General features: G+C 33.7%; 31 protein-coding genes. All 31 read left to right on the top strand.

Annotated features, from left to right (window positions below):
* Positions 1 to 186: 186 nt before the first annotated feature.
* The 31 genes from ORL93_RS01545 to ORL93_RS01695 all read left to right on the top strand — a co-directional run bounded on the left by ORL93_RS01545 (position 187) and on the right by ORL93_RS01695 (position 24,779).
* Positions 187 to 552 carry a hypothetical protein gene (locus ORL93_RS01545; RefSeq protein WP_097795569.1) on the top strand — a complete coding sequence of 122 codons (366 nt, stop codon included), beginning with the start codon at positions 187 to 189 and terminating at the stop codon, positions 550 to 552.
* A gap of 112 nt (positions 553 to 664) precedes the next feature.
* Positions 665 to 1,150, top strand: a complete 486-nt coding sequence (locus ORL93_RS01550; protein ID WP_097795568.1) for an Imm30 family immunity protein — start codon at positions 665 to 667, stop codon at positions 1,148 to 1,150.
* A 110-nt stretch (positions 1,151 to 1,260) separates the two neighbouring features.
* Positions 1,261 to 1,758 carry an SMI1/KNR4 family protein gene (locus ORL93_RS01555; RefSeq protein WP_097795567.1) on the top strand — a complete coding sequence of 166 codons (498 nt, stop codon included), beginning with the start codon at positions 1,261 to 1,263 and terminating at the stop codon, positions 1,756 to 1,758.
* A gap of 237 nt (positions 1,759 to 1,995) precedes the next feature.
* Positions 1,996 to 2,352 carry an Imm3 family immunity protein gene (locus tag ORL93_RS01560; protein ID WP_098135563.1) on the top strand — a complete coding sequence of 119 codons (357 nt, stop codon included), beginning with the start codon at positions 1,996 to 1,998 and terminating at the stop codon, positions 2,350 to 2,352.
* 94 nt (positions 2,353 to 2,446) lie between these two features.
* A complete protein-coding gene (locus ORL93_RS01565) occupies positions 2,447 to 2,995 on the top strand; it encodes an SUKH-4 family immunity protein (protein WP_098135602.1) in 549 nt (182 codons plus the stop codon).
* Between the two features lie 68 nt (positions 2,996 to 3,063).
* The gene (locus ORL93_RS01570; protein WP_265958493.1) at positions 3,064 to 3,615 is read left to right on the top strand and encodes an SUKH-4 family immunity protein; all 552 of its coding nucleotides are present in this window, start codon (positions 3,064 to 3,066) and stop codon (positions 3,613 to 3,615) included.
* Positions 3,616 to 3,628: 13 nt separating this feature from the next.
* Complete coding sequence (locus ORL93_RS01575) at positions 3,629 to 4,024, top strand: immunity 22 family protein (RefSeq protein WP_176545573.1); 396 nt, start codon at positions 3,629 to 3,631, stop codon at positions 4,022 to 4,024.
* A 237-nt stretch (positions 4,025 to 4,261) separates the two neighbouring features.
* Positions 4,262 to 5,104 carry an SDR family oxidoreductase gene (locus tag ORL93_RS01580; protein ID WP_006095418.1) on the top strand — a complete coding sequence of 281 codons (843 nt, stop codon included), beginning with the start codon at positions 4,262 to 4,264 and terminating at the stop codon, positions 5,102 to 5,104.
* 745 nt (positions 5,105 to 5,849) lie between these two features.
* Positions 5,850 to 6,356, top strand: coding sequence for a hypothetical protein (locus ORL93_RS01585; RefSeq protein ID WP_309534112.1), 507 nt, complete (start codon positions 5,850 to 5,852; stop codon positions 6,354 to 6,356).
* A 100-nt stretch (positions 6,357 to 6,456) separates the two neighbouring features.
* Positions 6,457 to 6,933, top strand: coding sequence for a DUF6985 domain-containing protein (locus ORL93_RS01590; protein WP_265958495.1), 477 nt, complete (start codon positions 6,457 to 6,459; stop codon positions 6,931 to 6,933).
* Positions 6,934 to 7,041: 108 nt separating this feature from the next.
* Positions 7,042 to 7,431 carry an immunity 22 family protein gene (locus tag ORL93_RS01595; RefSeq protein WP_265958496.1) on the top strand — a complete coding sequence of 130 codons (390 nt, stop codon included), beginning with the start codon at positions 7,042 to 7,044 and terminating at the stop codon, positions 7,429 to 7,431.
* A 47-nt stretch (positions 7,432 to 7,478) separates the two neighbouring features.
* Positions 7,479 to 7,952 (top strand): SMI1/KNR4 family protein, encoded by a 474-nt coding sequence (locus tag ORL93_RS01600; RefSeq protein WP_018766796.1) that lies wholly within the window; start codon positions 7,479 to 7,481, stop codon positions 7,950 to 7,952.
* 252 nt (positions 7,953 to 8,204) lie between these two features.
* Positions 8,205 to 8,423: a bacteriocin immunity protein gene (locus ORL93_RS01605; RefSeq protein WP_029427848.1), complete on the top strand. Its 219-nt coding sequence runs from the start codon at positions 8,205 to 8,207 to the stop codon at positions 8,421 to 8,423.
* Between the two features lie 83 nt (positions 8,424 to 8,506).
* Positions 8,507 to 9,238 carry a DUF4261 domain-containing protein gene (locus ORL93_RS01610; RefSeq protein WP_098125485.1) on the top strand — a complete coding sequence of 244 codons (732 nt, stop codon included), beginning with the start codon at positions 8,507 to 8,509 and terminating at the stop codon, positions 9,236 to 9,238.
* A gap of 226 nt (positions 9,239 to 9,464) precedes the next feature.
* A complete protein-coding gene (locus ORL93_RS01615; protein WP_098125486.1) occupies positions 9,465 to 10,001 on the top strand; it encodes a SecY-interacting protein Syd in 537 nt (178 codons plus the stop codon).
* A 124-nt stretch (positions 10,002 to 10,125) separates the two neighbouring features.
* Positions 10,126 to 10,692: a DUF1444 domain-containing protein gene (locus ORL93_RS01620; protein ID WP_018783297.1), complete on the top strand. Its 567-nt coding sequence runs from the start codon at positions 10,126 to 10,128 to the stop codon at positions 10,690 to 10,692.
* Between the two features lie 33 nt (positions 10,693 to 10,725).
* Complete coding sequence (locus ORL93_RS01625; protein WP_265958498.1) at positions 10,726 to 11,340, top strand: immunity protein Imm33 domain-containing protein; 615 nt, start codon at positions 10,726 to 10,728, stop codon at positions 11,338 to 11,340.
* 121 nt (positions 11,341 to 11,461) lie between these two features.
* Positions 11,462 to 11,842, top strand: coding sequence for a hypothetical protein (locus tag ORL93_RS01630; protein ID WP_003198562.1), 381 nt, complete (start codon positions 11,462 to 11,464; stop codon positions 11,840 to 11,842).
* A gap of 224 nt (positions 11,843 to 12,066) precedes the next feature.
* Positions 12,067 to 14,454: a penicillin acylase family protein gene (locus ORL93_RS01635; protein WP_265958501.1), complete on the top strand. Its 2,388-nt coding sequence runs from the start codon at positions 12,067 to 12,069 to the stop codon at positions 14,452 to 14,454.
* A gap of 296 nt (positions 14,455 to 14,750) precedes the next feature.
* Entirely contained in the window at positions 14,751 to 15,194 is a 444-nt protein-coding gene (locus tag ORL93_RS01640) for a hypothetical protein (protein ID WP_098160448.1), read from the top strand.
* Positions 15,195 to 15,407: 213 nt separating this feature from the next.
* Complete coding sequence (locus ORL93_RS01645) at positions 15,408 to 15,755, top strand: DUF2185 domain-containing protein (RefSeq protein WP_098160447.1); 348 nt, start codon at positions 15,408 to 15,410, stop codon at positions 15,753 to 15,755.
* A 148-nt stretch (positions 15,756 to 15,903) separates the two neighbouring features.
* Positions 15,904 to 16,422 (top strand): SecY-interacting protein Syd, encoded by a 519-nt coding sequence (locus ORL93_RS01650; protein WP_265958502.1) that lies wholly within the window; start codon positions 15,904 to 15,906, stop codon positions 16,420 to 16,422.
* 56 nt (positions 16,423 to 16,478) lie between these two features.
* Positions 16,479 to 17,003, top strand: a complete 525-nt coding sequence (locus ORL93_RS01655; RefSeq protein WP_265958503.1) for a hypothetical protein — start codon at positions 16,479 to 16,481, stop codon at positions 17,001 to 17,003.
* 61 nt (positions 17,004 to 17,064) lie between these two features.
* Positions 17,065 to 17,754 carry an SMI1/KNR4 family protein gene (locus tag ORL93_RS01660; protein ID WP_265958504.1) on the top strand — a complete coding sequence of 230 codons (690 nt, stop codon included), beginning with the start codon at positions 17,065 to 17,067 and terminating at the stop codon, positions 17,752 to 17,754.
* Between the two features lie 66 nt (positions 17,755 to 17,820).
* Positions 17,821 to 18,213, top strand: coding sequence for an immunity 22 family protein (locus ORL93_RS01665; protein WP_265958505.1), 393 nt, complete (start codon positions 17,821 to 17,823; stop codon positions 18,211 to 18,213).
* Between the two features lie 32 nt (positions 18,214 to 18,245).
* Positions 18,246 to 18,962, top strand: coding sequence for an endonuclease V (locus tag ORL93_RS01670; RefSeq protein WP_265958506.1), 717 nt, complete (start codon positions 18,246 to 18,248; stop codon positions 18,960 to 18,962).
* A gap of 233 nt (positions 18,963 to 19,195) precedes the next feature.
* On the top strand, positions 19,196 to 20,140 hold the full coding sequence (locus ORL93_RS01675) for an ATP-binding protein (RefSeq protein WP_033796253.1): 945 nt from the start codon (positions 19,196 to 19,198) through the stop codon (positions 20,138 to 20,140).
* Between the two features lie 25 nt (positions 20,141 to 20,165).
* A complete protein-coding gene (locus ORL93_RS01680) occupies positions 20,166 to 21,905 on the top strand; it encodes a tetratricopeptide repeat protein (protein ID WP_265958507.1) in 1,740 nt (579 codons plus the stop codon).
* 207 nt (positions 21,906 to 22,112) lie between these two features.
* A complete protein-coding gene (locus ORL93_RS01685; RefSeq protein WP_016115354.1) occupies positions 22,113 to 22,304 on the top strand; it encodes a DUF378 domain-containing protein in 192 nt (63 codons plus the stop codon).
* Between the two features lie 207 nt (positions 22,305 to 22,511).
* Positions 22,512 to 23,594 (top strand): 3-phosphoserine/phosphohydroxythreonine transaminase, encoded by a 1,083-nt coding sequence (serC, locus tag ORL93_RS01690; RefSeq protein WP_265958509.1) that lies wholly within the window; start codon positions 22,512 to 22,514, stop codon positions 23,592 to 23,594.
* A gap of 12 nt (positions 23,595 to 23,606) precedes the next feature.
* On the top strand, positions 23,607 to 24,779 hold the full coding sequence (locus ORL93_RS01695; protein WP_018783283.1) for a phosphoglycerate dehydrogenase: 1,173 nt from the start codon (positions 23,607 to 23,609) through the stop codon (positions 24,777 to 24,779).
* Positions 24,780 to 24,788 lie beyond the last annotated feature (9 nt).

Here is a 24,788-nt window from a genome sequence, read left to right on the forward strand (position 1 = left end):
GAGAAACAGGATTCTTATCATAGACTATAAAGTAAAAGGTAGAAACAATCATACTCCTATTAATAAATTAATTCCAAATATGATAATATAAATTATGGAAAAAAGATGAAAAATTGTAGGGAATATACTAGACTGAAAAGTAGGAAGGTTTTTATTAGACGAACAAAAGTTTAAGAGGAGTTTAAAATGGCTATAAAAGTAATAAGGGCAACAGGTATGATGGGTGGGGCTACAAGAGTAGCTTTAAAAGTGGATAATGAAGTTGTAATGAAATTAGAAAATAATGAAGAGTACACGCTCCCTTCTGATGTAAAAGAAGCGAAGATAAAAGCAAATCAATTATTTTTTGGAAGTAAAGAAAAGCAAGTAAAAAGTGGCGATATAGTCGAAATTAAGATTAATGGTCTAGCGATGCTATTGTGTATGGTATCGTTAATAGCAGTATTATTTGGTTCAAAGATTGATCCTAATGCTGTTTGGTTTGGTGTAATCGGCTGTTTGGTAACGCTTGTCTATTCAATAAATAATTGGTTCACGTTAGAAGTTAAATAACAGGAAACAGCAGAGGTTTTAAAAACTCTGCTGTTTTTTTACATCATAATTGTTTAAATAGTGTTTTGTATTCTAATAATTAGTGAGTAACAATAAAATCGGGAGGTACATCATGAGTTATAAAGAACAACTTGCTATTTTATATAAAATGCGCTTTATGGAAAATGAAGGCGATGATATTGAAGAATTTGAAGAAATATTAAATGAACTATCATTTCATGCAGGAAATGAAGTGATTCCAGAACTTTGTAAAATATTTGAAGACAAGGTAGCGGAACCTTCTGCAGACAGCGATGTAATTGAAACCATTTTTTATATTGCAAGCCGGAATGGATTAGAGGATGGACTTGTACAGTTAGCGAATGGAATAACAAATATGTTACCCCAGGCAGAATTTTGGGCAGATAGAATTCATCGAACACTTTTAAATTCAGAAGAGTTAATTTTGCCATATATTAAAGCTTTACAACAGGTTGATGAGTATACGAAACAAATAGTGAAAGATATTTTATGTAATGTAAAGAGTGAGATGCCGGAGTTATTTGCGGAAAAGGTTGATTTTATATTAAGTCATTCCGCAATCAATGAAGTGAATTGAAACTGTACAAAAGAAATTTGAGTGGCAATAAATGAGAGGAAGGTAGCTATAAAAATGTACTCAAATTCGCTAATAAGAATATAATCAATATCACTTTAGGAGTGATAGAAATGAAAAAAATGAGTCAACTCATTGCACAAATAGAGTCTTTATCTGATTGTCGTGTGCTTGAGCCTGCAGGATTACCGATAATTAATGAGAAGAAGCATATCCTACCTGAGGATGTAAAGGGATTTTACAGTCTTTGCGGAGGAGCGGTTTTGTTCGAGAATGAGGAGTATCCAATTTATATTGTCTCCCCACAAGAATTTATTTTAGCAAATCCAGTAATAATAAGTGAGCTGTGTGAAGATGATATTACTTCCAATTGGTATATTATATGTAATGATGGAAAAGAGGAATACTTAACAATTGACCTAAATCGAAATAGATTGGGGAAATGTTATGATAGCTTCTTTGATCGTCATGGAATTGCAGGGGAATCACAAATCATTGCAACATCGTTTATAGATCTACTTGAAAGACTTATACATAATAAGGGGAAGTATTGGTATTGGATGCAGAGTGATTTTGTATCACTTGGAGATGCTTATGATGGACTCATATAAACGTTCATAAATTTTTAAATAAACAGTAGTAAAAAACTTGATTGTACAATGCCTTTCAAGTTTTTTGATTTGAAAATTGCTAGGATTGTAAAATGTAGTGGTAGATAATCAAAATGATGGGAGAAAGATACGAAAAGGAGAACTGACATGGTGATTTTAAATTAGACTTAGCTTTTCATGCCTAAACAATTACTTTAAATTCAACATGATAATTAATGCCTAATGGAGGAATCTGAAATGGAAAACTGGGAATACAATGAATTGTTTGAAGCCATTAATGAAGCCTATAATGACTTTTTAACTTTAGATAGAGGACAGAAAGATGCAATTGCGAGAACTTGTTATGAGTATATAAATCTCGGAGAAATAGAAGACGTAATTGTTGATACAGCTGTAGGTGAAATAGTGTTAACTCATGATAAAGTTTTTATTGGATATATTGAAGGGATAACAAAGAGATTAAGCAAGTTTAATCCACTAGACGCAATGGGGGAATTAACACAAGAAGAAATAAGAGATTTATCTAACAGAATACATAAAGTATTGGAAGGTCTTGAAAAAGTAGAGATTGATTATAATCCTTCAGCAGAATAGCGCGGTTTATTCTCTTTCGTGCTGAAGAGGAAGTATTTGAAGGTAAACGAGTAGGAGAAAAGCTATATTTGCATGGAGGGATGGGTTTAAATTGATGAATCCTAATGAATTTCGTAAAAGATGGAACCAAAAAGTATATCCATTCGTTCATTATGAAGAAGATAAACTCAAAAATTTAGATATACCTGTAGCATGTAAACATTTTTTATTGAAAGCTGGATTACCTGAATCAGCAGCACCATTTTTGAATTTTGACTCAACAAAAAATGGCAGCTTATTAAGCTTAAAAGAAAAATATAATGTAGATGCAAGTTATGAGAGGAATATATATTTAGGGTTTACAGGTGAAGGAAATATTTTATCCATTAAAGAGCCTTCAGGAATAATCGCATGTGTCGATCATGAAACAATGGAAGAAGTATATGTAAATCAATCTATACCACAATTAGCTGAATGCATGTTGGAGTATAGTGAGTTTATAAAGAGAATAAAAGAAGCGAATGGTAGACATGCATATTTGAATAGAGAATGTAAGAAGGAAGAGTTAGAAGTTATTATTGAAAAACTCATTGAAATTGATAAGGATTGTCTAAATCATAATACTTTTTGGAATGAAGAAATAAATCTTTTTCATAAAGATTAGAACTTATAAAGAGGAACAGGATATGCAGGAGTAAATGATGGGGATGAAAAAAGGAAAGGGGTAATGAAATGATTGCACCTAAAGAATTTTGTGATAGATGGAATGAAAAAAGAGACGGGCCATTAAAAAAATTAGATCGAGATATGTTACAGCACACAAATTTATCTAGTGATACGAGAAGGTTTTTAAGCGAAGCGGGTCTTCCAGCATCAGCTGCTCCATTTATAGAGTTTGATAACGCAACTGAATTAATGCAGAATGTAACTCGAAAATTTGGCATGCCAATAGATTTTGAGTTTTATTGGTTTATGGGTACGACTGGTTCTGGGGATCCTCTATGTATTGATGAAAGAACAAATAAGGTAGTCTATTTACATCACGACAACAATTATGAAGAAATCTTCATTAATTCTTCCATTCATCAATTTGCAGAAAGCCTTCTATTGTTTTCTAAGTTAATTGATGAAGCGATTCACTTAAATGGTGAATTTGCTTTTTTAGATAATGAAATTCCAGAGTCAGTGTGTATTTGGTTTGAAAATGAATTAAGGCGTATCGATCCAAAGGCTATAGAAAAGAATACATTTTGGTCTGAGGAGCTTGAAAATCTTACTGAATAAAGGAGGAGGTAACATCGAAAATCCAGGAGTAATATCTCTATGGCTAGGGAATTTCAAGAGTAAAGAAATGCTGCAAAAGTATGTGGAAATACAATTTGATGAACAGGGAGACAGAATCCCATCACAATTTATGAGAGATTTTCAAATTGATTTTATAAATTACAATGAAGATCTATTGGAAATCACATTTATTGATATTTCAACTACATCTTTACAGTTATTATTAGAAGGCGCATCTTATTATGAAAAGATTATATCTCAATTCATAGATTATTATGGGGAACATATGTTAGAGAGTTATAACACAGTGATTAGAGTGTATGATTTTGAATATAACGAAGCTAATGCTGTTGAAAATAAGCACCTTGTTTATGCTGGCGCAGTTATTTATGAAGAGTGGGAAGAATAATATTGGTGAAGACATTTATGGTCAAAGTATCTGCTGCTTATAATGTGGTGAAACGCTCAAAGCATAATAAGTGTGTTTTAAATTTTTCGTTTAATCTTTAATGAAAAATATAAGGCTACTAGAAATATTCGGAGAGTATGAACGCATGAAAACTTCCTCTATTTAATTTTTTGAAAAGGATATATTTTCTTGTATATCATAATACATTATAGAAAAATGCTGAGAGGGGTGTATGTGATGGGTTTCCCGCCTCAACAACAAGGTAGACCTGGCATTGAATCATTAATGATACCCAGACCTATATTTGATAACCCCAATTACAAACCAGCCGGTAAGCTTATAAATAAGGTAGCACTTATAACTGGTGGAGATAGTGGAATTGGTAGAGCTGTCGCTGTAGCATTCGCGAAAGAGGGTGCAGACATAGCAATCTCATATTTAAATGAACACAGCGATGCAAAAGAAACGGCGTTCTATGTCAAAAAGTACGGCCGTAGTTGCATTACCATTCCAGGTGATATTGGGTATGAGCAGCATTGCCAACAAGCAGTAATGCAAACCATTCACCAATTTGGCCGTATTGACATTTTGGTGAATAATGCCGGTGTACTATACATAAGGAATAGTTTACTTGATGTAGATTCGAACCAACGAGCAAGTACCTTTCACACAAATGTTTTTTCTCAGTTTATTTTTACGAAAGCTGCTTTGCCATACATGAATTCAGGGAGCTCCATAATAAATACAACATCCCTTAGTGCTTATGATGGAGATCAAGATGCAATTGACTACGCGGCATCTAAAGGGGCTATTGTTTCATTTACACGTTCGCTGTCATCGTCACTGGCATCGCAAGGGATTCGAGTTAATGGTGTGGCCCCAGGACCAATTTGGACGCCATTAATTCCATCTTCCTTACCTCCAGAATGGCTTGCCACATTTGGAGACCATGTTCCTATGAAGCGAGCTGGTCAACCGTTTGAAGTGGCACCTGCTTATGTATTCTTGGCCTCCGATGATGCATCTTACATATCAGGGCAAATTCTGCACGTGAATGGTGGGGAAATTGTAAACGGCTAAATACTTACAAAACTAATATTAATTGTTATTGTTCTTTGTTTTAAGTTGGTTTGAGTCTAGTTTGAAGTATACAATTTAAACAGGAAGGAAGAAAAATTGAAAGAAAGGGACAATTGATACTCCCACCCCCACCCCTAAAGGGGCAAGCTGGCTAATGTCAGTGGGATTCTTGCTACCAAAGGCGAAGTTCATTTCTGATATCGCTGACGTGCAAGATTGCGGTGTGCCATCACCACTCTCACGACAGACCATATAGGTTCGTGAGCTACGGTACTGTGACCATACCATACAGCTAGTTGCGTGTTCAAATGTTTTAGCGTCTTGTTCTTGACGACACATATAGTTTTACCGATAGCGTGAATTAGACTATCGAACCTCATACTATATTCTGTTTTCAATGAACACATAAGCGTTTTAAAGACTTGTTCTTGTCTATAGTTGAAGTATACCTAAAAAACAAGTGTTTTTATACGAAAAAGCGATACTTTCATCCCATGCCTAAAGGCGGACTAAAGTCCTGCATGGGCTTTCCCATATCGCGAAATCTGTAATTCAAGAATGGGGTCCAATTGATTATGGTTTCAAATCTCAATTGAGTAAAGTGGAAGTGGCAGCTAAATGAGGATGAGATAGAAGAAGCGGATACAAGTTTAGGAATTTACACGTACTTCTATACAATATTAAATAATGTAGATATTAAAAATAAGGGTTATTTATATTAAGGAGGATAAACATGCGGTTTTGTATGAAATTCGGCGATACGAATTTTATTGGGGTTGTAAATGCGGAGCGATACAAGTCATTTGTGGATGAGGATTGGGAATTTGAAATGTTGCTACAGCATTTTACTAATGAAATGAAAAACGGAAATATTTTAGTATTTCAGATGACTGAAGAAGGTATTGAGCACTCGTGGAATGTAGAAGTAAAAATTGGAGAAGAACCAATAAAGCAGGAGTGCTTCAGAAAAGCAGAAGGGTATATTAGAATAACTGAGAACCAATTATATTTAGTTGATTATGACTGCCTTACAATGGCTGCACAATTTGAAGATGAGAAAGTACCTGATGAAAATTGCTCCAATTATAAAATTGATATCGAAAATGGAGTATATAAAGTGGAAGTTCTTCAATTTTACAATGTAGATAACGATGAATATGTTGGGACAAATGAGAAAGATATACTATTAAATTTTATGAAAGTGCCTGTTTTCCAACAAACAGTAGATCGTGTCTTTTGGTGTAGTTTTTAACGAATGTTTTGGTTATGTTTTGCTAGGGAATGTATTTGTACTTCGGTATAAGTAATTAGCAAGAAAATAGAATAGTAGTATCCGATAGGAGAATGAATAGATGAAAAAAATAAACCATAAATTATTTGGTGAACTTATCTATGATGGATATTGGACCGGAAAACAAAAAATAGCTATTTTGGGTCATGACAAAATAGTTCCTTTAACTATTGATGGGGAAGAACATGATGTATTTTCTGCAATTCAAGAAGAAGCTTATAGCAAATTCGTCGCTGATACAAATAGACTTATACAAGAAGCTGAACAAGCTATATTTGAATATTATCAAGAAGAGTGTTTAGAATATAGAGCTATGTTAGGTGATGAATCTGCTGATGAAATAGCCCCAATTATAATAACTGCCCAACAATTAGGAAATTTAGTTGATCCTATAGGAATTATTATTTTACCAGATTTCGAAGATGGAGTTAGAAGGATAGGGTTAATATTCAATTGTACATGGGAAGAGGACGGTATTGGTGTGAAGTTTGAAAATGAAGAAGTTGCTAAAGTTGGTTATCAAGATATTGTTATTTAAATTGTAGAACGAGAAAACTTACATATGAATAAAGTTTTGCAAGATAAGGGCGTTCACAGTAAGAGAACAGGTTTCTATACGATGGAGAGTATGATAAGGAGAGGCAATATGGAATATAAAGGAATGTCTTCGTTGTGGCTTGGAACGAGTCAATCATTTCAGCATCTTCAAGAATATGTTGATATAGAATATACAGAAGATGGAGATAGTATAGATTCAAAATTTGGAGTGAATTTCGGTTTTGGTTACTATGATGAAGATCAAATCGAAATTATGTTTTATGAGGAACCTAAAATACATATAGAAGAGATTTTACTGGATTTCTCTTATAGTGAGGTAATTATTCCGAGATTTAAAGATTTGATGAAAAAAGTAAATGTAGAGGACAGGATGAATTCTGCTATAGTGCTTTATGATTTTCAATACGATGCTGAGAAAGTAGAAGATACATATGAGGGTTTAGAATTTATATTTATTGGTGCTGTACCTTATAATTAATGATTTTTAGGTATTTAATGAAATATCAAAACATCAAGGAGGAAAAAATGAAAATACAAACGGAAAGTATTATTTATCCTCTCCCAGATGATACGTTGCTAGAAAGAATAGAGGGAAATCTGGAAGTTAAATTCCCTTCAGAATTTTGTATGTTTATTAAGAAAAATAATGGAGCGATTCCCATCACAAAGTATTTTGCACATAAAAACAATCGGTATGTAGTAGAGCGTTTCCTATGTTTATTGGATAACCCAAGTGAAAATCCAAAAGGTATGTATGATATGAAAGTAGTGTTTAGTCAATTGGATGAACGAATTATTTCGGATGAGGATTTAACTGGTGCGGAGATAGTTCCTATTGCGGCTCTATATGCGGGAGATTTTGTTTGTATAGATTATCGGGAAAATCAAATGAGTCCAGAGATTTGTATTTGGTATCATGAGGATTCAGATGAATTTGAACCATTCACTGAAAAAATAGCGAATAATATAAATGAGTTTTTTGAAATGTTATCAGAATAAGTTGAAAAAACTGCAAGATAAAACGTATTTTATGTAAGAAGCTCGTATACATATTTTCTTGATAAAATTATATGATGAATTGGAATCCCTAGTGAACGGAATGTACCTAGGGATTTCGTGTTTTTTAACAATAATATAACTATCAAACGTAAAAATATAAAATAGAAATATAGTACAATAAATGTAATGTAAAGTTTAATTGGAATAGAAAGAACAGTGGAGCGATTTTTGTAATTTGAAAGGTTGGAAGATATGAAAAGTAAAATGAACAGAGAGGAACTTATTGAACTTGTAAAAAAGATCTATAATCTTGATTTACCAGAAACAGAACATAGCGAATATGTGAAACAATTCAATAATAGCGGTGTTCCACATCCAGCACCTAGTGATTTAATATTTTGGAATGATATAGAATTAACACCTGAAGAAGTAGTAGAATTTGCATTAAGTTATAAGAAAGAAAAAGAATAACTTTAATAAGTAGATGAGAGAGTTTAGAAGGAGATTGTATTAGTATTTACATAGAGAAATGTTGTAAATAAGGAGAGGGTTAGATGGAAAGTTCAAAAGTTGTATTATGTATACCTGGTTTATGGAAGAATAGAAGTGAACTTATTGAGGCGATTGTAAGAAAAAGTGAGGGATATATGTTTGCTGGGAATTATATGAGTAAACTAGGGAATCCGAGTATTTTTTTTGAAGTTGATATATATGAACATGACGAGCGAGTAGCAGAAGCGTTTGAAATTGCTGGATACAATTCATTTACTGAGGAAGACCTTGATCTTATTAGAAAACATTCTTTAGCACTGTATTTAATTGGGGAAGGAGGTTCCATTGAAAAGATAAGGAAGTTAGTTGATGCTGCAAATGCACTTGTAAAAGCTGGAGGGCTGGGCGTGAAAGTTGAATCCTCAGGTACTGCAAATACAATTGAAAGTTGGAAGGATATGTATCATACAGATGATGAAGTCCAATTATTCAAAGCTTTTGTAACAGTAGTCGCAGAAGATGATTTTTACTATACGTGTGGTATGCATTGCTTTGGGCTGCCGGATGTAATTACTTTTAAAGATCAAGTAACCCCGCAATATGCTCAAGAATTAATGAACGTTTTTTGTCTGTATAATCTGATTGAAAAGCCTAGCTTAACGGACTATTCTACATTCAGCCTAGATGAAAATAACCCTCATTTTATATTGCAACATACGGAGTGTAAACATTTTTCAGAAGATGAATTGTTTTATAATCAGTATGGTATTTGGGCGTTAGTAAAAAAAGAGTAGTATAAAATTTGTTGTGATAGGAATAGATGGTGCAGGAAATCCGATTTGTTGTAAATAACTAACTGTAAAAATGATGAGAGTTGATATGGATACTGGTGAATAAGAATGGAGTACTTCTAATTTAGGGGCATATTTACTTAGGCATTTACTGAAGAGGTATAAATCCATTTTTGATGATAGATTTGTAGGGGGAAAATTAAGTGAAGTAAAGTAAAGGGGAATATGCGTGTCTATTAAAAATGCAATGCAACAATACTTTAGGTTAAGAATAAAATTAGCGCACGAAGGTTTAGATTTTCTATTAAAAACACCAGTTCTTGAAGAAGTGAATCCTATTCTTTATGATGGGGAAATAGATGAGGAAGGTTATATTCTATGGAAACCAGTAGAAAAAAATATCGTACACGACTTTATTCATTTAGAACAAGAAATGGATATTCACTTTCATCAAACGGTTATTACGTACTTTAATTCCTATTGGTTTGCTGAATTAAATGGTTTTTATAAAAATTATTATATTGAATTAGAAGCGGTATTGCCGAATATTGAATTGCATTCATTTAAAGAACGGTTAAAGGGCTATAAGGGGAACCTTCAAGAGAGATTAAAACATATCCCAATAGGTATTGAAGGTAACGGAATGTTAGTTGTGATTGACAATGAAAATGGGAAAGTGAAATTAGAAGATTTTGAGAGAAGTTCATTTGAAACAATTTCAGAAAATATACAAGAATTGATTTTGAATTTACGTTTGAAGAGGTGATAGTTAGTGTAAGTTTAAAGGAACTCATTTCTCGATTAAGCTTCCAATGAATTAGTAGTGTTTTATTGGCTTTATATCTGTTAATTGGTGTGTATTGTTATAGAAAGTAAAGGGGCGTATTTATATGACAATCCGGTTTTGTAAGGAAGCAGTTGCATACTTAAAACCAATAGTAAAAGAGGATCTTGAGGAAGAGTGCATTACTTTATCTGAAGAAAATAGTTTTGTCCATACATTTTATAATGAAGATTTAATGATTACCTTTTTAGTTGAGGATCATCAAAACGCTTATTTTCAATATGTTCAAAATAAGCATATGTCAGGAGAAGGATTGGATGAGAAGCAGTTATTAGAAATCGGGATCAATAATCTTTATAAATTAGCAGATGAAAAAGAACTACGGGTTCACACGCTATCGGAAGGGTGTTTTGCTTTAATTCTTGACGGGAATTTCGAGGCTAGCTTAATTGTTCTAGACGATTTATGGGAGCACTCATTAAAAGAATTCGTATCAAATGGGTATGCAGTTGCGATACCAGCGAGAGATATTCTTGTTTTTTGTGATTGTAATGCTAGTAACGGGATTGAAAAAATGAGAGGAATAATAGAAAAGGTTTGGGAAGATGGAGATCATTTACTGATTGATAAAATTTTGGTGAGAAGTGAGGGGAAATGGAGTTATTCAGAGTGAAAATGAAGCACATAGGAAAAGGGGAAGAAATTAGTGGGAAATTTTATTAAGAAGATAGGGGATAAAACTTTCATTGCTCAGGCGGAAAAGATCTTCGCAGTGCAGGTAGAAGGGTTATTTCATTTTTTAACTGAAGTAGAAAATGATCGATTAATAGATGGGTTTTCTATACAAGTTGGTTGGTCGATTTATTTTCTTGATAAAAGGGAAGATGGATTTCATATTACTGTACATGATTATACGAAGAATCCATTTGAAGATATGACAGATGATTTGACGATTTCATTATGGATACTATTAACACAAGTGAGTTTTTTAAAACCATTAACAATTGAAGGGGAATTGCTGCGATTTTGTGATAAAATTGTCGCTGCCAAAAATGTATTAAAGTTAGATGATATTTACTTAGAAAGAACAAAAGATTGTGAAAAAGGTGACTCCGGTTGGTATATAGGTCCTATTAATGATGAGGATGATACAGAAGAGTACGAAGCGTTTTATGCATATGAATTACTAAAATTGAAGCCTTCGCTTATCCAAGTATTAACATTACCTTCTGGATTTCTTGTAATCTTTGAAAAAGATGTAGTGAAAGCAGTGGTAGATGAAAATAATGTGAACATTTTGGATAGGATTAACGATAAATAATCTGGTATAGAAAAAAGACCCAGCCATTTGTTAATGTTAGTATCTCAATAAAGTGTAAAAATCGAATCGTGTAGGATGAGCCTTATTACATATTGGAGCAATTACTTAGGGAGGAACATTTGTGGCTTATAAAGATAGTTTATTTCATGTTGTTAAGGATAAAATTATATTAACTATGTTTATTTTACTTACTGTTTTCCATATGATAAATTTTGCATTTTTCTTCTTTTTTGCAGTTACGGTAGCTTTGTTTTGGGACGATCCGAATGCTGATATGAGTACAGAATATGCGCCAATAGTTATGCCGTATTTATATCCAGTTCTCATCGGTGGGATATGTATATTTTTAGCTTTTGTCAGCTGTTATTTCTATCAGAAGTACGCACCAAATTCTAAGTGGAAAAAGGTAGCTGTGGAAGTGCTTTTTCTGATTGTTGCATTTGTCATTCCAAGATTTTTTGGTGCATTTAAAATTCCTTTATTGGACATGCTTTCAAGATAAAGAGTTTACTATTGAGTATTCAAGAAACAAAAAGTCTCAGTAAATCGAAATTTACTGGGGCTTTTTGTTTATCGTTATCTTTTGAGTGAGACAGTTCACGATAAGAATGTAAAAAATAAATAGTATTCTACATATCAAAGATGGATGGTACATGACAACTCTCTTCAATCTGAAAGGTTTCTCTCCTAATATGAGCGAATAGATTGAAAAAGGAGGGAGTTTGTATGGAAGTTGTTGTGAAACAGCGGAAGAAAAGAGGTAAGGGGAAAAAAATTGTCATTTGGTTTGGTAGTATTCTTCTTTTTTTACTTGTTATCGCGGCAGTTTTTGTAAATGCATTCGTGATGAAGTCAATGCCAAAGGTAGAAGGGACGGTTCATGTCAGTGGATTGCAAAAATCGGTTCAAGTAACACGAGATGAAAGAGGGGTACCTCATATTAAAGCTGAGAATGAGCATGATTTATATTTTTCACAAGGATATGTTCAGGCGCAAGATCGGTTGTTTCAAATGGACTTAAGTAGAAGACAAGCATCTGGAACATTAGGCGAAGTGGTTGGGAAGGCGGCGCTAGATAAAGATAAATTGTTCCGAACCCTTGGGCTAAGGCGAGCAGCAGAAGCATCAGTAAGCCAATATACTGGCGAAGCAAAAGATGCATTGGAGTCGTTTGCTGATGGAGTAAATGCATTTATAAAGGAAGCAAAAAAGGACGGGAAACTACCAGTAGAGTTTCATTTACTAGGATACGAGCCTGCTGAATGGACTCCGGTTGATTCTTTAACGATTGGCAAGTATATGGCTTTTGACTTAGGTGGTCATTGGCATGGAGAAGCATTTCGATTTTGGGCACTTCAACATCTTTCGAAAGAGCAGGCCTATGAATTATTTCCAACTTATCCAACGGATGCTCCTAGACTATTAGCGCTGTTAAATAATCTGGATGTGAATGTGGCCAGTGGTTTTGCAAAAGCAATTATTCCACCAGAATCTAACGGGAGCAATAATTGGGTTGTAAGTGGAGAAAAAAGTGCATCAGGAATGCCTATATTAGCAGATGATCCCCATCTTTCTTTGGCGACACCATCGATATGGTATCAAACACATTTGGAGATGAAAGACATAAATGTGAGCGGAGTTATTTTTGCAGGGGTTCCAGGTGTTATGTTAGGGCATAACAAACAAATTGCTTGGGGTGTCACGAATACAGGTCCGGACGTACAAGATTTATATATAGAAAAAAGAAACCCGGATAATCCCAATGAGTTTTTGTATAACGATAAATGGGAAAAAGCTACGATTGTGAATGAACCTATAAAAGTGAAAGGTGAAAAAACAATTCCTTACGAAGTGACGATTACTAGACACGGTCCAGTCATTTCAGAATTTGCTTATAAAAATAAAAATGAGGCTGTTTTTGCGCTTAGATGGACGGCATTGGAACCTTCAGCGGAATTAAAGGCCATATTAAATATGAACAAAGCAACAAATTGGACTGAATTTGAATCAGCGCTGGAAGATTTTCATACCCCTACTCAAAATTTCTTATTTGCATCAACAGATGGCACAATTGCTTATAAAGCAAACGGAAACATACCGATACGTAAAAAGGGAGATGGAATTTTACCTGTTCCTGGATGGACAGATGAATATGAATGGGAAGGTTACATTCCCTTTGATAAACTTCCAAAGGTGATAAACCCAGAACAAGGCTTTATATCAACAGCCAATAATAAAATAATAAATGATGATTATCCGTATCATATTAGTCATATTTGGGCGCAGTCGTATCGTCAAATGCGTATTCAAGAATTTTTACGGGAAAAGGATAAATTGACTACGAAGGATTTACAAACTTTGCAAATGGATCAAAAGAACCTTCAGGCAAGAGAGTTTGTTCCAGTGTTTGTGAAAGAACTGAATAAAGTAAACGTATCAGACGTGGAGAAACAAGGGTTAAAAGAGCTGACAAATTGGGATTTTTACGATAATAAAGAGAAAGCTGCCCCGTTAATCTTTCATTTATGGATGAAAGAAATATCCAATACTTTATTTTCAAAGGAGATACCAAAGGATGTAATGGGTTTATTTGAAGGTAAGCAACAAGTTGTGGATCAATTGATACGGAAGCAGATGAATGGGGAAAACAGTGTATGGTTTTCTAAACATGGAGGCTTCAAAGAAGTTTTACATACATCGTATTCAAAGGTAATGAAAAAGCTTGAAAAACAATATGGATCAGACGTAACGAAATGGAAGTGGGGAGAATACCATAAGCTTTCTTTTACGCATCCTATGTCCCAATCCTCTCAGTTACTTGGTTTTTTTTTCAATCGTGAAAAGGCTGTGCCAGTTGGGGGAAGTAATATTACAGTTCAAGCAGCAAGTTATGGAGATGATGGGATTGTGAATCACGGAGCATCTTGGCGATTTGTAATAGATACAAAGGATATGTCAAATGGTTATCATATTGTAGGACCAGGACAATCAGGACATTTTAAAAGTGACTGGTATCATGATCAAATAGAAGATTGGGTAAATGGAAACTATCATGCTACTACGCTTCGTACAGATCGAATTGACGGTAAAATATTAACTTTAAAACCACAATAAGATTTATCCCGGATTAACGGGAAAGAAGACCCCACCTAAAGCTTCAGAGAGGAATGAGGAAGATAGGTGAGGGATAACTGCCCGTAAAAGCCTGATTGGTTCATCTAACCACCAGTGGGGGATGAAGAAAAAACTCACTGATGAAAGTTGTACTTTATAGGACTCTTACGTTTGTAAGAGTCTTTTTCGTATCATAAATAGCTTTCTTATAAAACGACAGTGTACCATAATTAAAGTATGGAATGTTATAATTTGGGAAGAGAGTTTCATAGTTATACATATATAGAGGTGAGTACATGAGCAATTGTTATTTTGAATTTGTAATACATAAAGAGTCTTGTTTTCATAGACTAAGAAAATTTTTTTACAATCTTAAAGAAGAGAAAGAAAAAGAGATGATAGATTGTAGTGATTCTATGTGGCTAGATTATTTTGAAGAAGATGTATTGAAACAGTTCTGGTGGCCGACTGAAGAAGAATTACGTAACTATCAGATGTTATGGGAACAAACTCCCATAGAAAAACGTTTAACAGATCCTGAGCTTACGACCCCATGGGATTTTGAATCTATGATTGATGCATTTGCTTGTGGAGAATATGAATTAGTCTCTTGTGAAAAGGTATCGAACAATATTGGAAGAATTGAATTTTATCCCTATGCATGGCCATACGGCGGAAGCGATGTGTTTAGAGCGTTGATTGAGTATAGTGGATTCAAAATTATCGATGAGAGCGTATAGAATTTACCATAGTTAAAGGTATAGTGATAGATTTTCTTATTGTAACTATGCATTTAGTTTTGAAAAATCAAATAAACACGGAAATACGTATAAAATTGTAGATAGTTTTCATTTAGTTATATAAGGTTGAAAGAATCCAAGTTACATAACAATCAATGAAATATATGGAATAGAATAAATCATAAAAAGAAGCCACAGAAAGGGTGAGGGAATATGTCCAATTACGTAAAGTCAGAATTTATCAAACATGCAGGCGGCTGTATCGTATCGAAAAATATTTTAGATGGAAATGGAAAATTGAAATGGTTGGTTAGAGATGAATCTGTAAATAGTGTTGATAATGGATGGAGATTTTTTTCGGATATTGATGATGACGATTACGTAAACGATCCGAATAATTTAGTAGTATGCGATTTTAATACGGTAGCCCAAATTGAACCTGCTATTCTAGCGGTTTATTCCTTTCCGGTTGGAAGTGACCTACAATTAGTTGTAGAGAATGGGAAATGTTATTTTATTGATAATATAACAGAAGAAGTTATCGAGTTTTTGTACCATTAAAATAACATCCTCTAAAGAGGAATAATAACTTGTAGCCAGATAGATTCTGTACAAAGAGAAAATGTATATTATGCTACACGAAGTTGTACTGAACTTATTAGTGAATTGTATGAAGTAGGGAATAGATAATGGTTTGGGAGAAGTGAAAATGAAAAGAGAAATGGAGCAGTATTTTCATAAATTATTTAAGGAATGGAAAAACTATAATCATTCATTACCAAAATCCGTATGGATAGAAGAAGCAGATTCTTTTATATATGTAGGGGAACCAGATGCAGAGGAATATATTTTTTGGAAGCCTATAGAAAAAGATTTCTTTCATGACTTTTCTGATATAGAAAAGAAATTAGCAGTACAATTACATCATTCGATTAAAGAATATTATAATTCCTACTGGTTTTTAGATTTAGCAGGTAGTTATTTAGAGTATAACATAGAGCTAAATCCCGTTATACCAGGAATTGAACTTCGAGATTTCTATATCTTTTTACAAGGTTATAAAAAAGCGCACCATAATGAGTGGGGAAATATTCCTATAGGTATGGAGTGTAATGGGCTTTTAGTTGTTGTAGATAATGAAAATGGACAAGTGAAGATAGAAGATTATGAAAAGGGGACTTTTGAAGTTATTAGTAATAGTTTAGCAGAACTCATTTCAATGCTCTAATGAAAGTATATATTATATAGGATTCAATTCGAAATATAAGTTAAGAGGTAATGGATATGAGTAAATCAGTATTAGAAAAAATAGAATTAGTCAAAGATATTTTAGGTGATGATCCATTTAGTTTGGTTATTGGTGAAATTGTGGAAGAAGAAAACCAAATAGATGAAAAATTAGAAGATCATATTTTAAAAGATTATTATTTTATTGCAGGAAAATACAACATATTGAATGGTGGAGTAATTACTGTATACGGCCATCAAAAACTTGAAAGTATTCAGTTTTATGTGGAAGATATGCCAGATGGTGCTGATAAATGGATTTGTATAGGAACAGTAGAAAATTATCCATTATTTATAAATAAAATTGATGGAGAAGTATCTTGTTTGTTTGGAGATTTAATTGATCAAAATTTTGTTATTGAATCCTACGGTGATTTTAGCAGTTTTTTAGAAAATTATTTTTTAGGAAGCAAATATATTGATATTTGGCTGTCTTTTGCTGAAGCGGGTGGAATAATGAATCCCATTGGAAGTAAAGATGACGAATGGTATAAACTGTTAGAATTGAATAGATTAGTTTAAAGGTATTTAGTGGTGAAAACCTTTTTACTTTAGAGAAGTAGAAATGAAAGGGGATGGCTATATGGAAGCAGAACTTGCATATTTAAGAAAATATAAAAGAAATGTAAAGCTTCAATCAATAGATAAAATAGATAATAAAGTCATACCTAGTATTTGGTATGAAATTTTTAAAGAACACGATAGCAACAAGAGAATAAAAATGGTTTTAGAGATTTGGAGAACATACGTAGGAAGAGAATTGAGAAACACAATCTCATATTTAGAAGAGCACCTTCTCAATGTGGAGTTAATAGAAAATAATGGTATGTATTCGATGTTATATATACTGGAGACGTCGGATGGTGAAATAGAGTATTATGAAGCAGGAAATCCTATGGATAGATTTCATAATGAAGTGCTAGAAGTTTCGTGGGATAGAATTCCCATTTCAGTTCGGAATTTTTATGAAAAGGTTCATAATGGTTTTTATTATTATGCGAGCGGTGCTATGGGATTAGTGCCTTTTGAATGTGTTACTTATTTTGATGATGATGAGTGGGGAATTATTGAAGAATTAGAGGCGCCCTTACAAATTGATTTGAAAACAACCTTTGGATTTTTTAAAAGTGGAGCGGGCGGTTATGTAGCTATTGATTATAACAATTGTAAATTTGATAAAGCTACATTATGGTTTGCAAACGATCAGCCAAAATATAATGTTGATTTTTGGGATGTAGTAGATGAATGGATCGTAATTGGTTTTGAAGTGTAGTATGTAGAGGGTTTAAGAATTACTTTTGTGTCCTGAAAAAACGATATATGAATGGATGGTGTATGCATGGAAAAAGAAGGCATGGTCTCATTATGGCTAGGAAACATGGAATCTCAAGATTTTTTAGAGAATTATTTCAGTATAAAATATACAGATGATGGTGATTCCATACCATCACCATTTATAAAAGACTTTCATATTTGTATGTATGATATTGATGAGGACTTTATTGAAAAAGAATTTTATTTAAAGCGAAGTGATAACCTAGAAGCTTTGCTAGCCGGGTGTTCTTATGAAGAAGTTGTGATACCACAGATGAAAAGATTTGCTTCGAGTATACTAGAGATGAAACACAACACAACTATTATGATATATAACTATGAATACAGTGGTGAAATAACAAATAAAAACGAAGATTTTTATACAATGAAATACATAGGGGCAGTTCCATATAAATAATACAACAAAAATAGAAAAAAGAGGATGAGAACATGGAAGTTAGAGAAGTACATTCATTTAATCTACATTCAGAAAAAGAATTTTCTGAAATTCAAGATAAATTGATACATAGAATTGAATTGAAAAATAACTTTCATCTAGAAGATGTAAGTTTAATAGCTGGAGTAGATTTAGCTTATTGGGAAAAAGATGATAAGCACTATGGAACTTGCTGTATTGTTGTTATTGATTATCATACGAAGAAGGAAGTGGAGAAGGTCTATAGTTATGGGGAGGTAACGGTACCGTATATACCAGGTTTTTTAGCATTTCGTGAGTTGCCTTTAGTAATAGAAGCAGCCAAAAAGCTTACTTCTAATCCAGATATATTTATGTTCGATGGAAATGGCTATTTACACTATAAACATATGGGGATTGCGACACATGCTTCTTTTTTCTTACAAAAACCTACAATCGGTGTAGCGAAAAGTTATCTTAAGATTAAAGATGTTGATTTTATCATGCCAGAGAATAAGGCGTTTACTTTTAGTGATATTATGATCGATGACGAGGTATATGGAAGAGTTTTAAGAACGAAGGAGAATGTAAAACCTATTTTTGTTTCTTGTGGAAATAATATCGATTTAGATACGAGTATTCAAATTGTATCGAATTTAATCGGGAAAGAAAGTAGATTACCAATTCCAGTGAGATTGGCAGATTTAGAAACGCATAAGGTGAGAAGAGACAAGAGGGAAAATGATAGGTGATAGGTCTATGTAAAAAGGGATAGGAGGATGATCCCTTTTTTTGTTGTATTCGACGAAATACGACAACGCATAAAAACTTTATTTGCTATGATGTTTTTTGGAATATTTCATTTTTATAATAATGAGTTGTATTAGCTATTCTTTATGGTGTTTTTGGAGAGATTCACTCTACAAACAACATGACAACATTAGTTAGAATCAAAGTGTTTATTTAGAGGGGAATGGATAAGAAGATGGATGAAATGGAGAAATATCGCAAAAAAATTAAGGTAATTTCTTTTGATAGAGAACAAAATAGAATGGTGGAAGTGGAAGAAAGTAAAATGACTTTCGCCGATGTTGGCGGAATGGAAGAGATTAAGAAGAAAATTAATATGGATTTTATTATGCCAATTAAAAATCCTGAATACTTTCAAGCGTTTGGTAAGAAAACAGGTGGAAGCTTATTATTTTATGGACCGCCTGGTTGCGGGAAGACATTTTTAGCACGTGCAGTAGCTGGGGAAATTGATGCGAATTTTATTCATTTGGAACTGCAAGCTATACTTTCTATGTGGACGGGTGAGTCTGAGAAAAATTTACATGAGATTTTTGAGGAAGCACGGAGAACAAAGCCATGTATTTTGTTTATTGATGAATTAGATGCATTTGGAGGGAATAGACAAAAAATGGGTTCTCATCATCAGCGGACACTAGTAAATCAATTGCTAGTAGAAATGGATGGAAGTAATTCTTTTAATGAAGGAGTTTATATTATTGGTGCAACAAATACACCATGGTATATTGACCCTGCATTGCGCCGTCCAGGACGCTTTAATTCTCTTGTTTTTGTTGCACCGCCGACTTATGAGGAACGATTAACAATCCTGGATTTGAAAACAAAAGATAAGCCGAAAACAGAATTACAGCTTGACTTGGTCGCAAAGTATGCAGAGCATTTTTCGGGTGCCGATTTAACATATTTAGTTGAGGATGCGATTAATCAAGCGATTCAGCGTTCATTTGAAACAGGGCAATTACAACCTCTTTCAAATGAAGACTTACTAGAAGCGATGAAAAAACGTCAGCCAACGACTTTAGATTGGTTTTCAACAGCAAAAAATTATGCGACATTTAGCGATGTGAATAAGGATTTTGATAAAGTGCTAGATTATATGAAAGAACACAGATTGAAATAGCAGGTAAGAAGCAGGGGATGAGGGAATGGAAGACAATTTTAGAAGGGTTTATTATTTGCTGAAACTTGGTGATGTTGAGCGTGCCAAAGAAGAAGCGGAACTTATGGTTAGGGAAGATCCAGAAGATGTTTATGGATATCTCAGCTTAAGCTATGTATATTTCTATGGGCTTCATGAATGTGATATTGCAAGTGAATATATAGAAGAAGCGCTTAAATTAGATCACTTAAATGAATTTGTTCTTTTAGCAGGATTAGATATTTTTACTGCGCAAAGTAATTTTACAAGATTAAGAGAAATAGCGGAAATTGGTATAAGAAACTACCCTGAAGAGGGACCATATTATTTCTATATGAGCGAAGCTGTCATGCATCTTGAAGGAATGAAGAATGTACTTGTTTACCTAGAAAAGGCGATGGAATTAGACCCTGAAAATGAAACGTATGTAGGTAGGTATGCTTATATCCTTTTGAAACATTTCCCAAAACGAAAAGAAGAGGGATTAAAGGCTGAAAAGCGTGCTTTAGAATTAAATCCAGAAAATATAACGAATCTTTTCTGTTTTGCAAGTATAGCGAAGGAGAAGAGGAATTTTAAAAAAGCAAGAATGCTAGCTGAAACTGCGATGAAACTAGATCCAAATGATGAAGATGTTAGAGGGATTTATAAAGATACAATTGTAACGAAAAATAAATTTTGTGCTTTTACTATGGGATTTTCACAAATTTTAGTACGAGCTTTTTCTAAATTTTGCTCGTTATTTGGATTTGTATATGATCTAAATCGGTATGTGTATACTTTTTTAATCGTATTAAGTTTTATTGGATGGCTTATTCTTCCTATATATGTGATAGGAGGGTATGCAGGTATTATCTATTTTGTTGTTCTTGTGATGTGTCTTGTTTCTTCTATCATTAAAGGGAAGATATATAAAGAAGCTGGACTAAGTATGCCTTCAGATTGGAGAACGAATCTGCGCCAGAATCAATCTATTAGAGATCGAGAAATCTCTAAAATGAAACGTGAAGTTGGGAAAGTAGAGCCTGTAAATGTATCGACACAAAAGCTGTCACCAGAAGAGATTGAGTCGCAATTAGCAAGTTTTTGGGGAAAAGAAGCCATGTTTGAAAAACAACAAGTCGCAGAGGTAGCGCCCACGGTTGCTCGATCACAATTATCGTCTGAAGAGCATAAACAAATTCAATCGTATTCAGATATTAAATCTCCACGGTATAATAAATGGGGAATCTGTCTAGTCATTATTTTCTCTTTTACTCTTATTTATCGCGCTGAAAAATTATACAACCTGTATCAGAGGGAAACCGGAAATACAACGCCACATATCAGCCAAGAAACAAAACAATCGATTGTTGAATATCAGGATAGAGCGCTCGAAGAACAAAAAGAAAAATTCAATAAGTATACGGTGGAATCTATTTTATATTCATTGAAAAGAAGTGATTTTAGTGAGAAATCCCTTCAGCAATTTGTTGAAGAAGGTTATGTTCCAGTTGTGATGGGAAAGGTTGGCCAACCTAGTGTCGAGAAATTAAAAAATGCACATCCAACTAAATTTTATAAAGAAGGAACAATTACATATGCATTATTGCAAGATGAGGAGGGCACGTTTCTTTTAGAAATCCGAGCAACAAAAATAAGTCACATTTACGGTGAAAGTTGGGATAATAGTGAGCGAGAGATGCAGAGATATCATGAGTTAATTACGAAAATTGATACACAAGGTATTGCAGTAGGAACAAAATAAAATCATATAGGTTACATTGTTTGCTTTTATATAACAAGTAAGGGGGACAAATGTCCTCCTTTTAGTTTTTGCTGAATGTTGAGGAAGGGATATTACTGCTCGTTAATGTGTGATAAATTTAATTAAAAAATAAGAAAGTTTTTTGATTTGTTACATATATTTTAGTGAAAGGCCTTTCACCATTTTATCACCTAGGGGGCAATCATAATGAAGTTTTTGTCTTACCTTACAGTAATTCTGGTGATTCTTGGCGGTTTGAATTGGTTGTTTGTTGCGCTGGATTATAATGTAGTTGAGAAATGGTTTGGTTCTACACCAGCTCTTGTTGATACCATTTATTGGCTTTTTGGTCTTTCTGCTCTTTATCAAATTTATGATCGGTTCTTTACGGACAATTAGCTCTTATAAATTTATGAATGGAGTGTTAAGCGAGATAAAATGCTTAACACTTTTTTGTATGTTTATAAAAGTAAATGCATCTGCAAACGGTTCCATTGCGTCTTGCACCCTAATAAAGCAAAACAAATTGACCGTATATTTTATATGGGTTATAATTCAGAAAGTTTAAAAAATAATAAATATAGAAACAGGGAGGTCATACAGTTGATGGAGAGAGTTTACAATTTTTCGGCAGGACCATCTATACTCCCTTTGCCAGTTTTAGAAAAAGTGCAAAAGGAGCTTTTGAATTATAATCGGACAGGCATGTCTGTTATTGAAATGAGTCACCGGTCTTCAGAGTTTCAAAATATTATAGATGAAGCAAGTAGCTTGCTTCGTGAATTGATGCACATTCCTGAGAATTACGACGTGCTATTTTTACAGGGAGGGGCATCGTTACAGTTTTCAATGGTTCCATTAAATTTAATGAATGAACATAAAAGAGCTGGATATGTCCTTACAGGGTCATGGTCTAAGAAAGCCTTACAGGAGGCTAAGAAAACTGGAGAAGTAGAAGTTATTGCTTCATCGGAAGAAAATCATTTTTCAACGATTCCACATGTTGATGTTTCAATGATTCCGAAAGAACTAGATTATGTACATATAACAACGAATAATACGATTGAAGGAACGAAATATGTTCAATTGCCGAAATTAGAGAATATTCCACTTATTGCTGATATGTCTTCAAATATTTTATCTGAAGAATACGATATAGAGAAATTTGGTTTCATTTATGCAGGAGCACAAAAGAATTTAGGACCAGCAGGACTAACAATTGCAATTATTAGAAAAGACTTAATTGGTAAAGCTGATACTTCTTGTCCGACAATGTTAAACTATGAAACTTACAGTAAAAATAATTCCTTATATAATACACCACCATCCTTTAGTATTTATGTGGCGAAGCTAGTATTAGAATGGTTAAAGGAGCAGGGCGGCGTATCCGCGATTGAAGAACAAAATAGAAAAAAAGCAGCTCTTCTATACGATTTCTTAGATGAATCAAAATTATTTACTTCACCGGTTGATCCTGCATATCGTTCGCTTATGAATATTCCATTTACAACACCATCCAATGATTTAAATGAGCAATTTTTACAAAAAGCTAAGACACTAGGGCTTGTTACATTAAAAGGCCATCGTTCAGTTTGTGGCATGCGAGCGAGTATTTATAATGCAATGCCGGTAGAAGGTGTTCAACAATTAGTAGATTACATGAAGGATTTTGAGCTAGAGAATAGATAGGGAGATGGGGAAATGTTTCGCGTTCAAACATTAAATCAGATTGCTGAAAAGGGCTTGCAAATTTTTGGTGGAGAGCGATATGAGGTTGGAGAAGGCTTAGAACATCCAGATGGTATACTACTTCGAAGTTTTTCCTTACATCAAGAAGAATTTTCAAAAGATTTAAAGGCAATTGCAAGAGCAGGAGCTGGTGTAAATAACATTCCTGTAGAACGTTGTACAGAAAGAGGTATCGTTGTTTTTAATACCCCAGGGGCAAATGCGAATGCAGTGAAAGAACTTATTCTTGCCAGTCTTATTATGTCATCACGTAATATTATAAGTGGGGTTGGTTGGACAGCGGGATTAGAAGGTGAAGAAGTTCCGCAGCTTGTAGAAGCAGGAAAAAAACAATTCGTTGGTTCAGAGATAGCAGGCAAACGACTTGGTGTTATTGGACTTGGTGCCATTGGTGCTCTTGTCGCAAATGACGCATTATCTCTTGGTATGGATGTCGTTGGATACGATCCATATATATCTGTTGAAACAGCATGGCGCTTATCAACACACGTACAACGTGCATTTAGTTTAGATGAAATCTTTGCAACATGTGACTATATTACATTGCATATTCCACTGACAGATCAAACGAGAGGGATAATTGGAGAACACGCTATACAAACGATGAAAAAAGGTGTCCGTCTCTTTAACTTCTCAAGAGGAGAACTTGTGGATGAAGTTACGTTAGCAAAAGCTTTAGAAGAAGGGATTATTAATCATTACGTAACTGATTTTCCAAATGAAAATGTAATAAAAATGAGAAATGTAACGGCAACACCCCATCTTGGAGCTTCAACGTATGAATCTGAAGAGAATTGTGCAGTTATGGCCGCTCGTCAATTACGAGACTATTTAGAAACAGGAAATATCCGTAATTCAGTAAATTATCCAAATGTAGAACTTCCTTATGTCGGAAAGAAACGAATTACGATTATGCATCAAAACGTTCCGAATATGGTGGGGCAAATTACAGGATGTTTAGCGGAACATCATATTAATATTGCTGATATGATAAACCGTAGTAAAGGCTCTTTTGCATATACAATGATTGATATCGATAATGGAATTGATGATATAATTAAAGAAAATGTAGTTGAAAACATAAAGAAAATCACAGGTGTAGTAGCTGTTCGAATGATTGTATAAAGGAGAGAG

Source organism: Bacillus sp. DHT2 (assembly GCF_026241455.1).
Lineage (GTDB): Bacteria > Bacillota > Bacilli > Bacillales > Bacillaceae_G > Bacillus_A > Bacillus_A pseudomycoides.

What these genes read in the sequence shown, in the direction of transcription:
- ORL93_RS01665 (WP_265958505.1), top strand. Translation starts at nt 17,821, where the DNA reads ATGGAAAAAGAAGGCATGGTCTCATTATGGCTAGGAAACATGGAATCT.
- ORL93_RS01580 (WP_006095418.1), top strand. Translation starts at nt 4,262, where the DNA reads ATGGGTTTCCCGCCTCAACAACAAGGTAGACCTGGCATTGAATCATTA.
- ORL93_RS01605 (WP_029427848.1), top strand. Translation starts at nt 8,205, where the DNA reads ATGAAAAGTAAAATGAACAGAGAGGAACTTATTGAACTTGTAAAAAAG.
- ORL93_RS01545 (WP_097795569.1), top strand. Translation starts at nt 187, where the DNA reads ATGGCTATAAAAGTAATAAGGGCAACAGGTATGATGGGTGGGGCTACA.
- ORL93_RS01550 (WP_097795568.1), top strand. Translation starts at nt 665, where the DNA reads ATGAGTTATAAAGAACAACTTGCTATTTTATATAAAATGCGCTTTATG.
- ORL93_RS01695 (WP_018783283.1), top strand. Translation starts at nt 23,607, where the DNA reads ATGTTTCGCGTTCAAACATTAAATCAGATTGCTGAAAAGGGCTTGCAA.
- ORL93_RS01645 (WP_098160447.1), top strand. Translation starts at nt 15,408, where the DNA reads ATGTCCAATTACGTAAAGTCAGAATTTATCAAACATGCAGGCGGCTGT.
- ORL93_RS01565 (WP_098135602.1), top strand. Translation starts at nt 2,447, where the DNA reads ATGAATCCTAATGAATTTCGTAAAAGATGGAACCAAAAAGTATATCCA.
- ORL93_RS01675 (WP_033796253.1), top strand. Translation starts at nt 19,196, where the DNA reads ATGGATGAAATGGAGAAATATCGCAAAAAAATTAAGGTAATTTCTTTT.
- ORL93_RS01670 (WP_265958506.1), top strand. Translation starts at nt 18,246, where the DNA reads ATGGAAGTTAGAGAAGTACATTCATTTAATCTACATTCAGAAAAAGAA.
- ORL93_RS01600 (WP_018766796.1), top strand. Translation starts at nt 7,479, where the DNA reads ATGAAAATACAAACGGAAAGTATTATTTATCCTCTCCCAGATGATACG.
- ORL93_RS01590 (WP_265958495.1), top strand. Translation starts at nt 6,457, where the DNA reads ATGAAAAAAATAAACCATAAATTATTTGGTGAACTTATCTATGATGGA.
- serC (WP_265958509.1), top strand. Translation starts at nt 22,512, where the DNA reads ATGGAGAGAGTTTACAATTTTTCGGCAGGACCATCTATACTCCCTTTG.
- ORL93_RS01595 (WP_265958496.1), top strand. Translation starts at nt 7,042, where the DNA reads ATGGAATATAAAGGAATGTCTTCGTTGTGGCTTGGAACGAGTCAATCA.
- ORL93_RS01620 (WP_018783297.1), top strand. Translation starts at nt 10,126, where the DNA reads ATGACAATCCGGTTTTGTAAGGAAGCAGTTGCATACTTAAAACCAATA.
- ORL93_RS01640 (WP_098160448.1), top strand. Translation starts at nt 14,751, where the DNA reads ATGAGCAATTGTTATTTTGAATTTGTAATACATAAAGAGTCTTGTTTT.
- ORL93_RS01635 (WP_265958501.1), top strand. Translation starts at nt 12,067, where the DNA reads ATGGAAGTTGTTGTGAAACAGCGGAAGAAAAGAGGTAAGGGGAAAAAA.
- ORL93_RS01685 (WP_016115354.1), top strand. Translation starts at nt 22,113, where the DNA reads ATGAAGTTTTTGTCTTACCTTACAGTAATTCTGGTGATTCTTGGCGGT.
- ORL93_RS01570 (WP_265958493.1), top strand. Translation starts at nt 3,064, where the DNA reads ATGATTGCACCTAAAGAATTTTGTGATAGATGGAATGAAAAAAGAGAC.
- ORL93_RS01560 (WP_098135563.1), top strand. Translation starts at nt 1,996, where the DNA reads ATGGAAAACTGGGAATACAATGAATTGTTTGAAGCCATTAATGAAGCC.
- ORL93_RS01585 (WP_309534112.1), top strand. Translation starts at nt 5,850, where the DNA reads ATGAAATTCGGCGATACGAATTTTATTGGGGTTGTAAATGCGGAGCGA.
- ORL93_RS01660 (WP_265958504.1), top strand. Translation starts at nt 17,065, where the DNA reads ATGGAAGCAGAACTTGCATATTTAAGAAAATATAAAAGAAATGTAAAG.
- ORL93_RS01555 (WP_097795567.1), top strand. Translation starts at nt 1,261, where the DNA reads ATGAAAAAAATGAGTCAACTCATTGCACAAATAGAGTCTTTATCTGAT.
- ORL93_RS01650 (WP_265958502.1), top strand. Translation starts at nt 15,904, where the DNA reads ATGAAAAGAGAAATGGAGCAGTATTTTCATAAATTATTTAAGGAATGG.
- ORL93_RS01680 (WP_265958507.1), top strand. Translation starts at nt 20,166, where the DNA reads ATGGAAGACAATTTTAGAAGGGTTTATTATTTGCTGAAACTTGGTGAT.
- ORL93_RS01655 (WP_265958503.1), top strand. Translation starts at nt 16,479, where the DNA reads ATGAGTAAATCAGTATTAGAAAAAATAGAATTAGTCAAAGATATTTTA.
- ORL93_RS01610 (WP_098125485.1), top strand. Translation starts at nt 8,507, where the DNA reads ATGGAAAGTTCAAAAGTTGTATTATGTATACCTGGTTTATGGAAGAAT.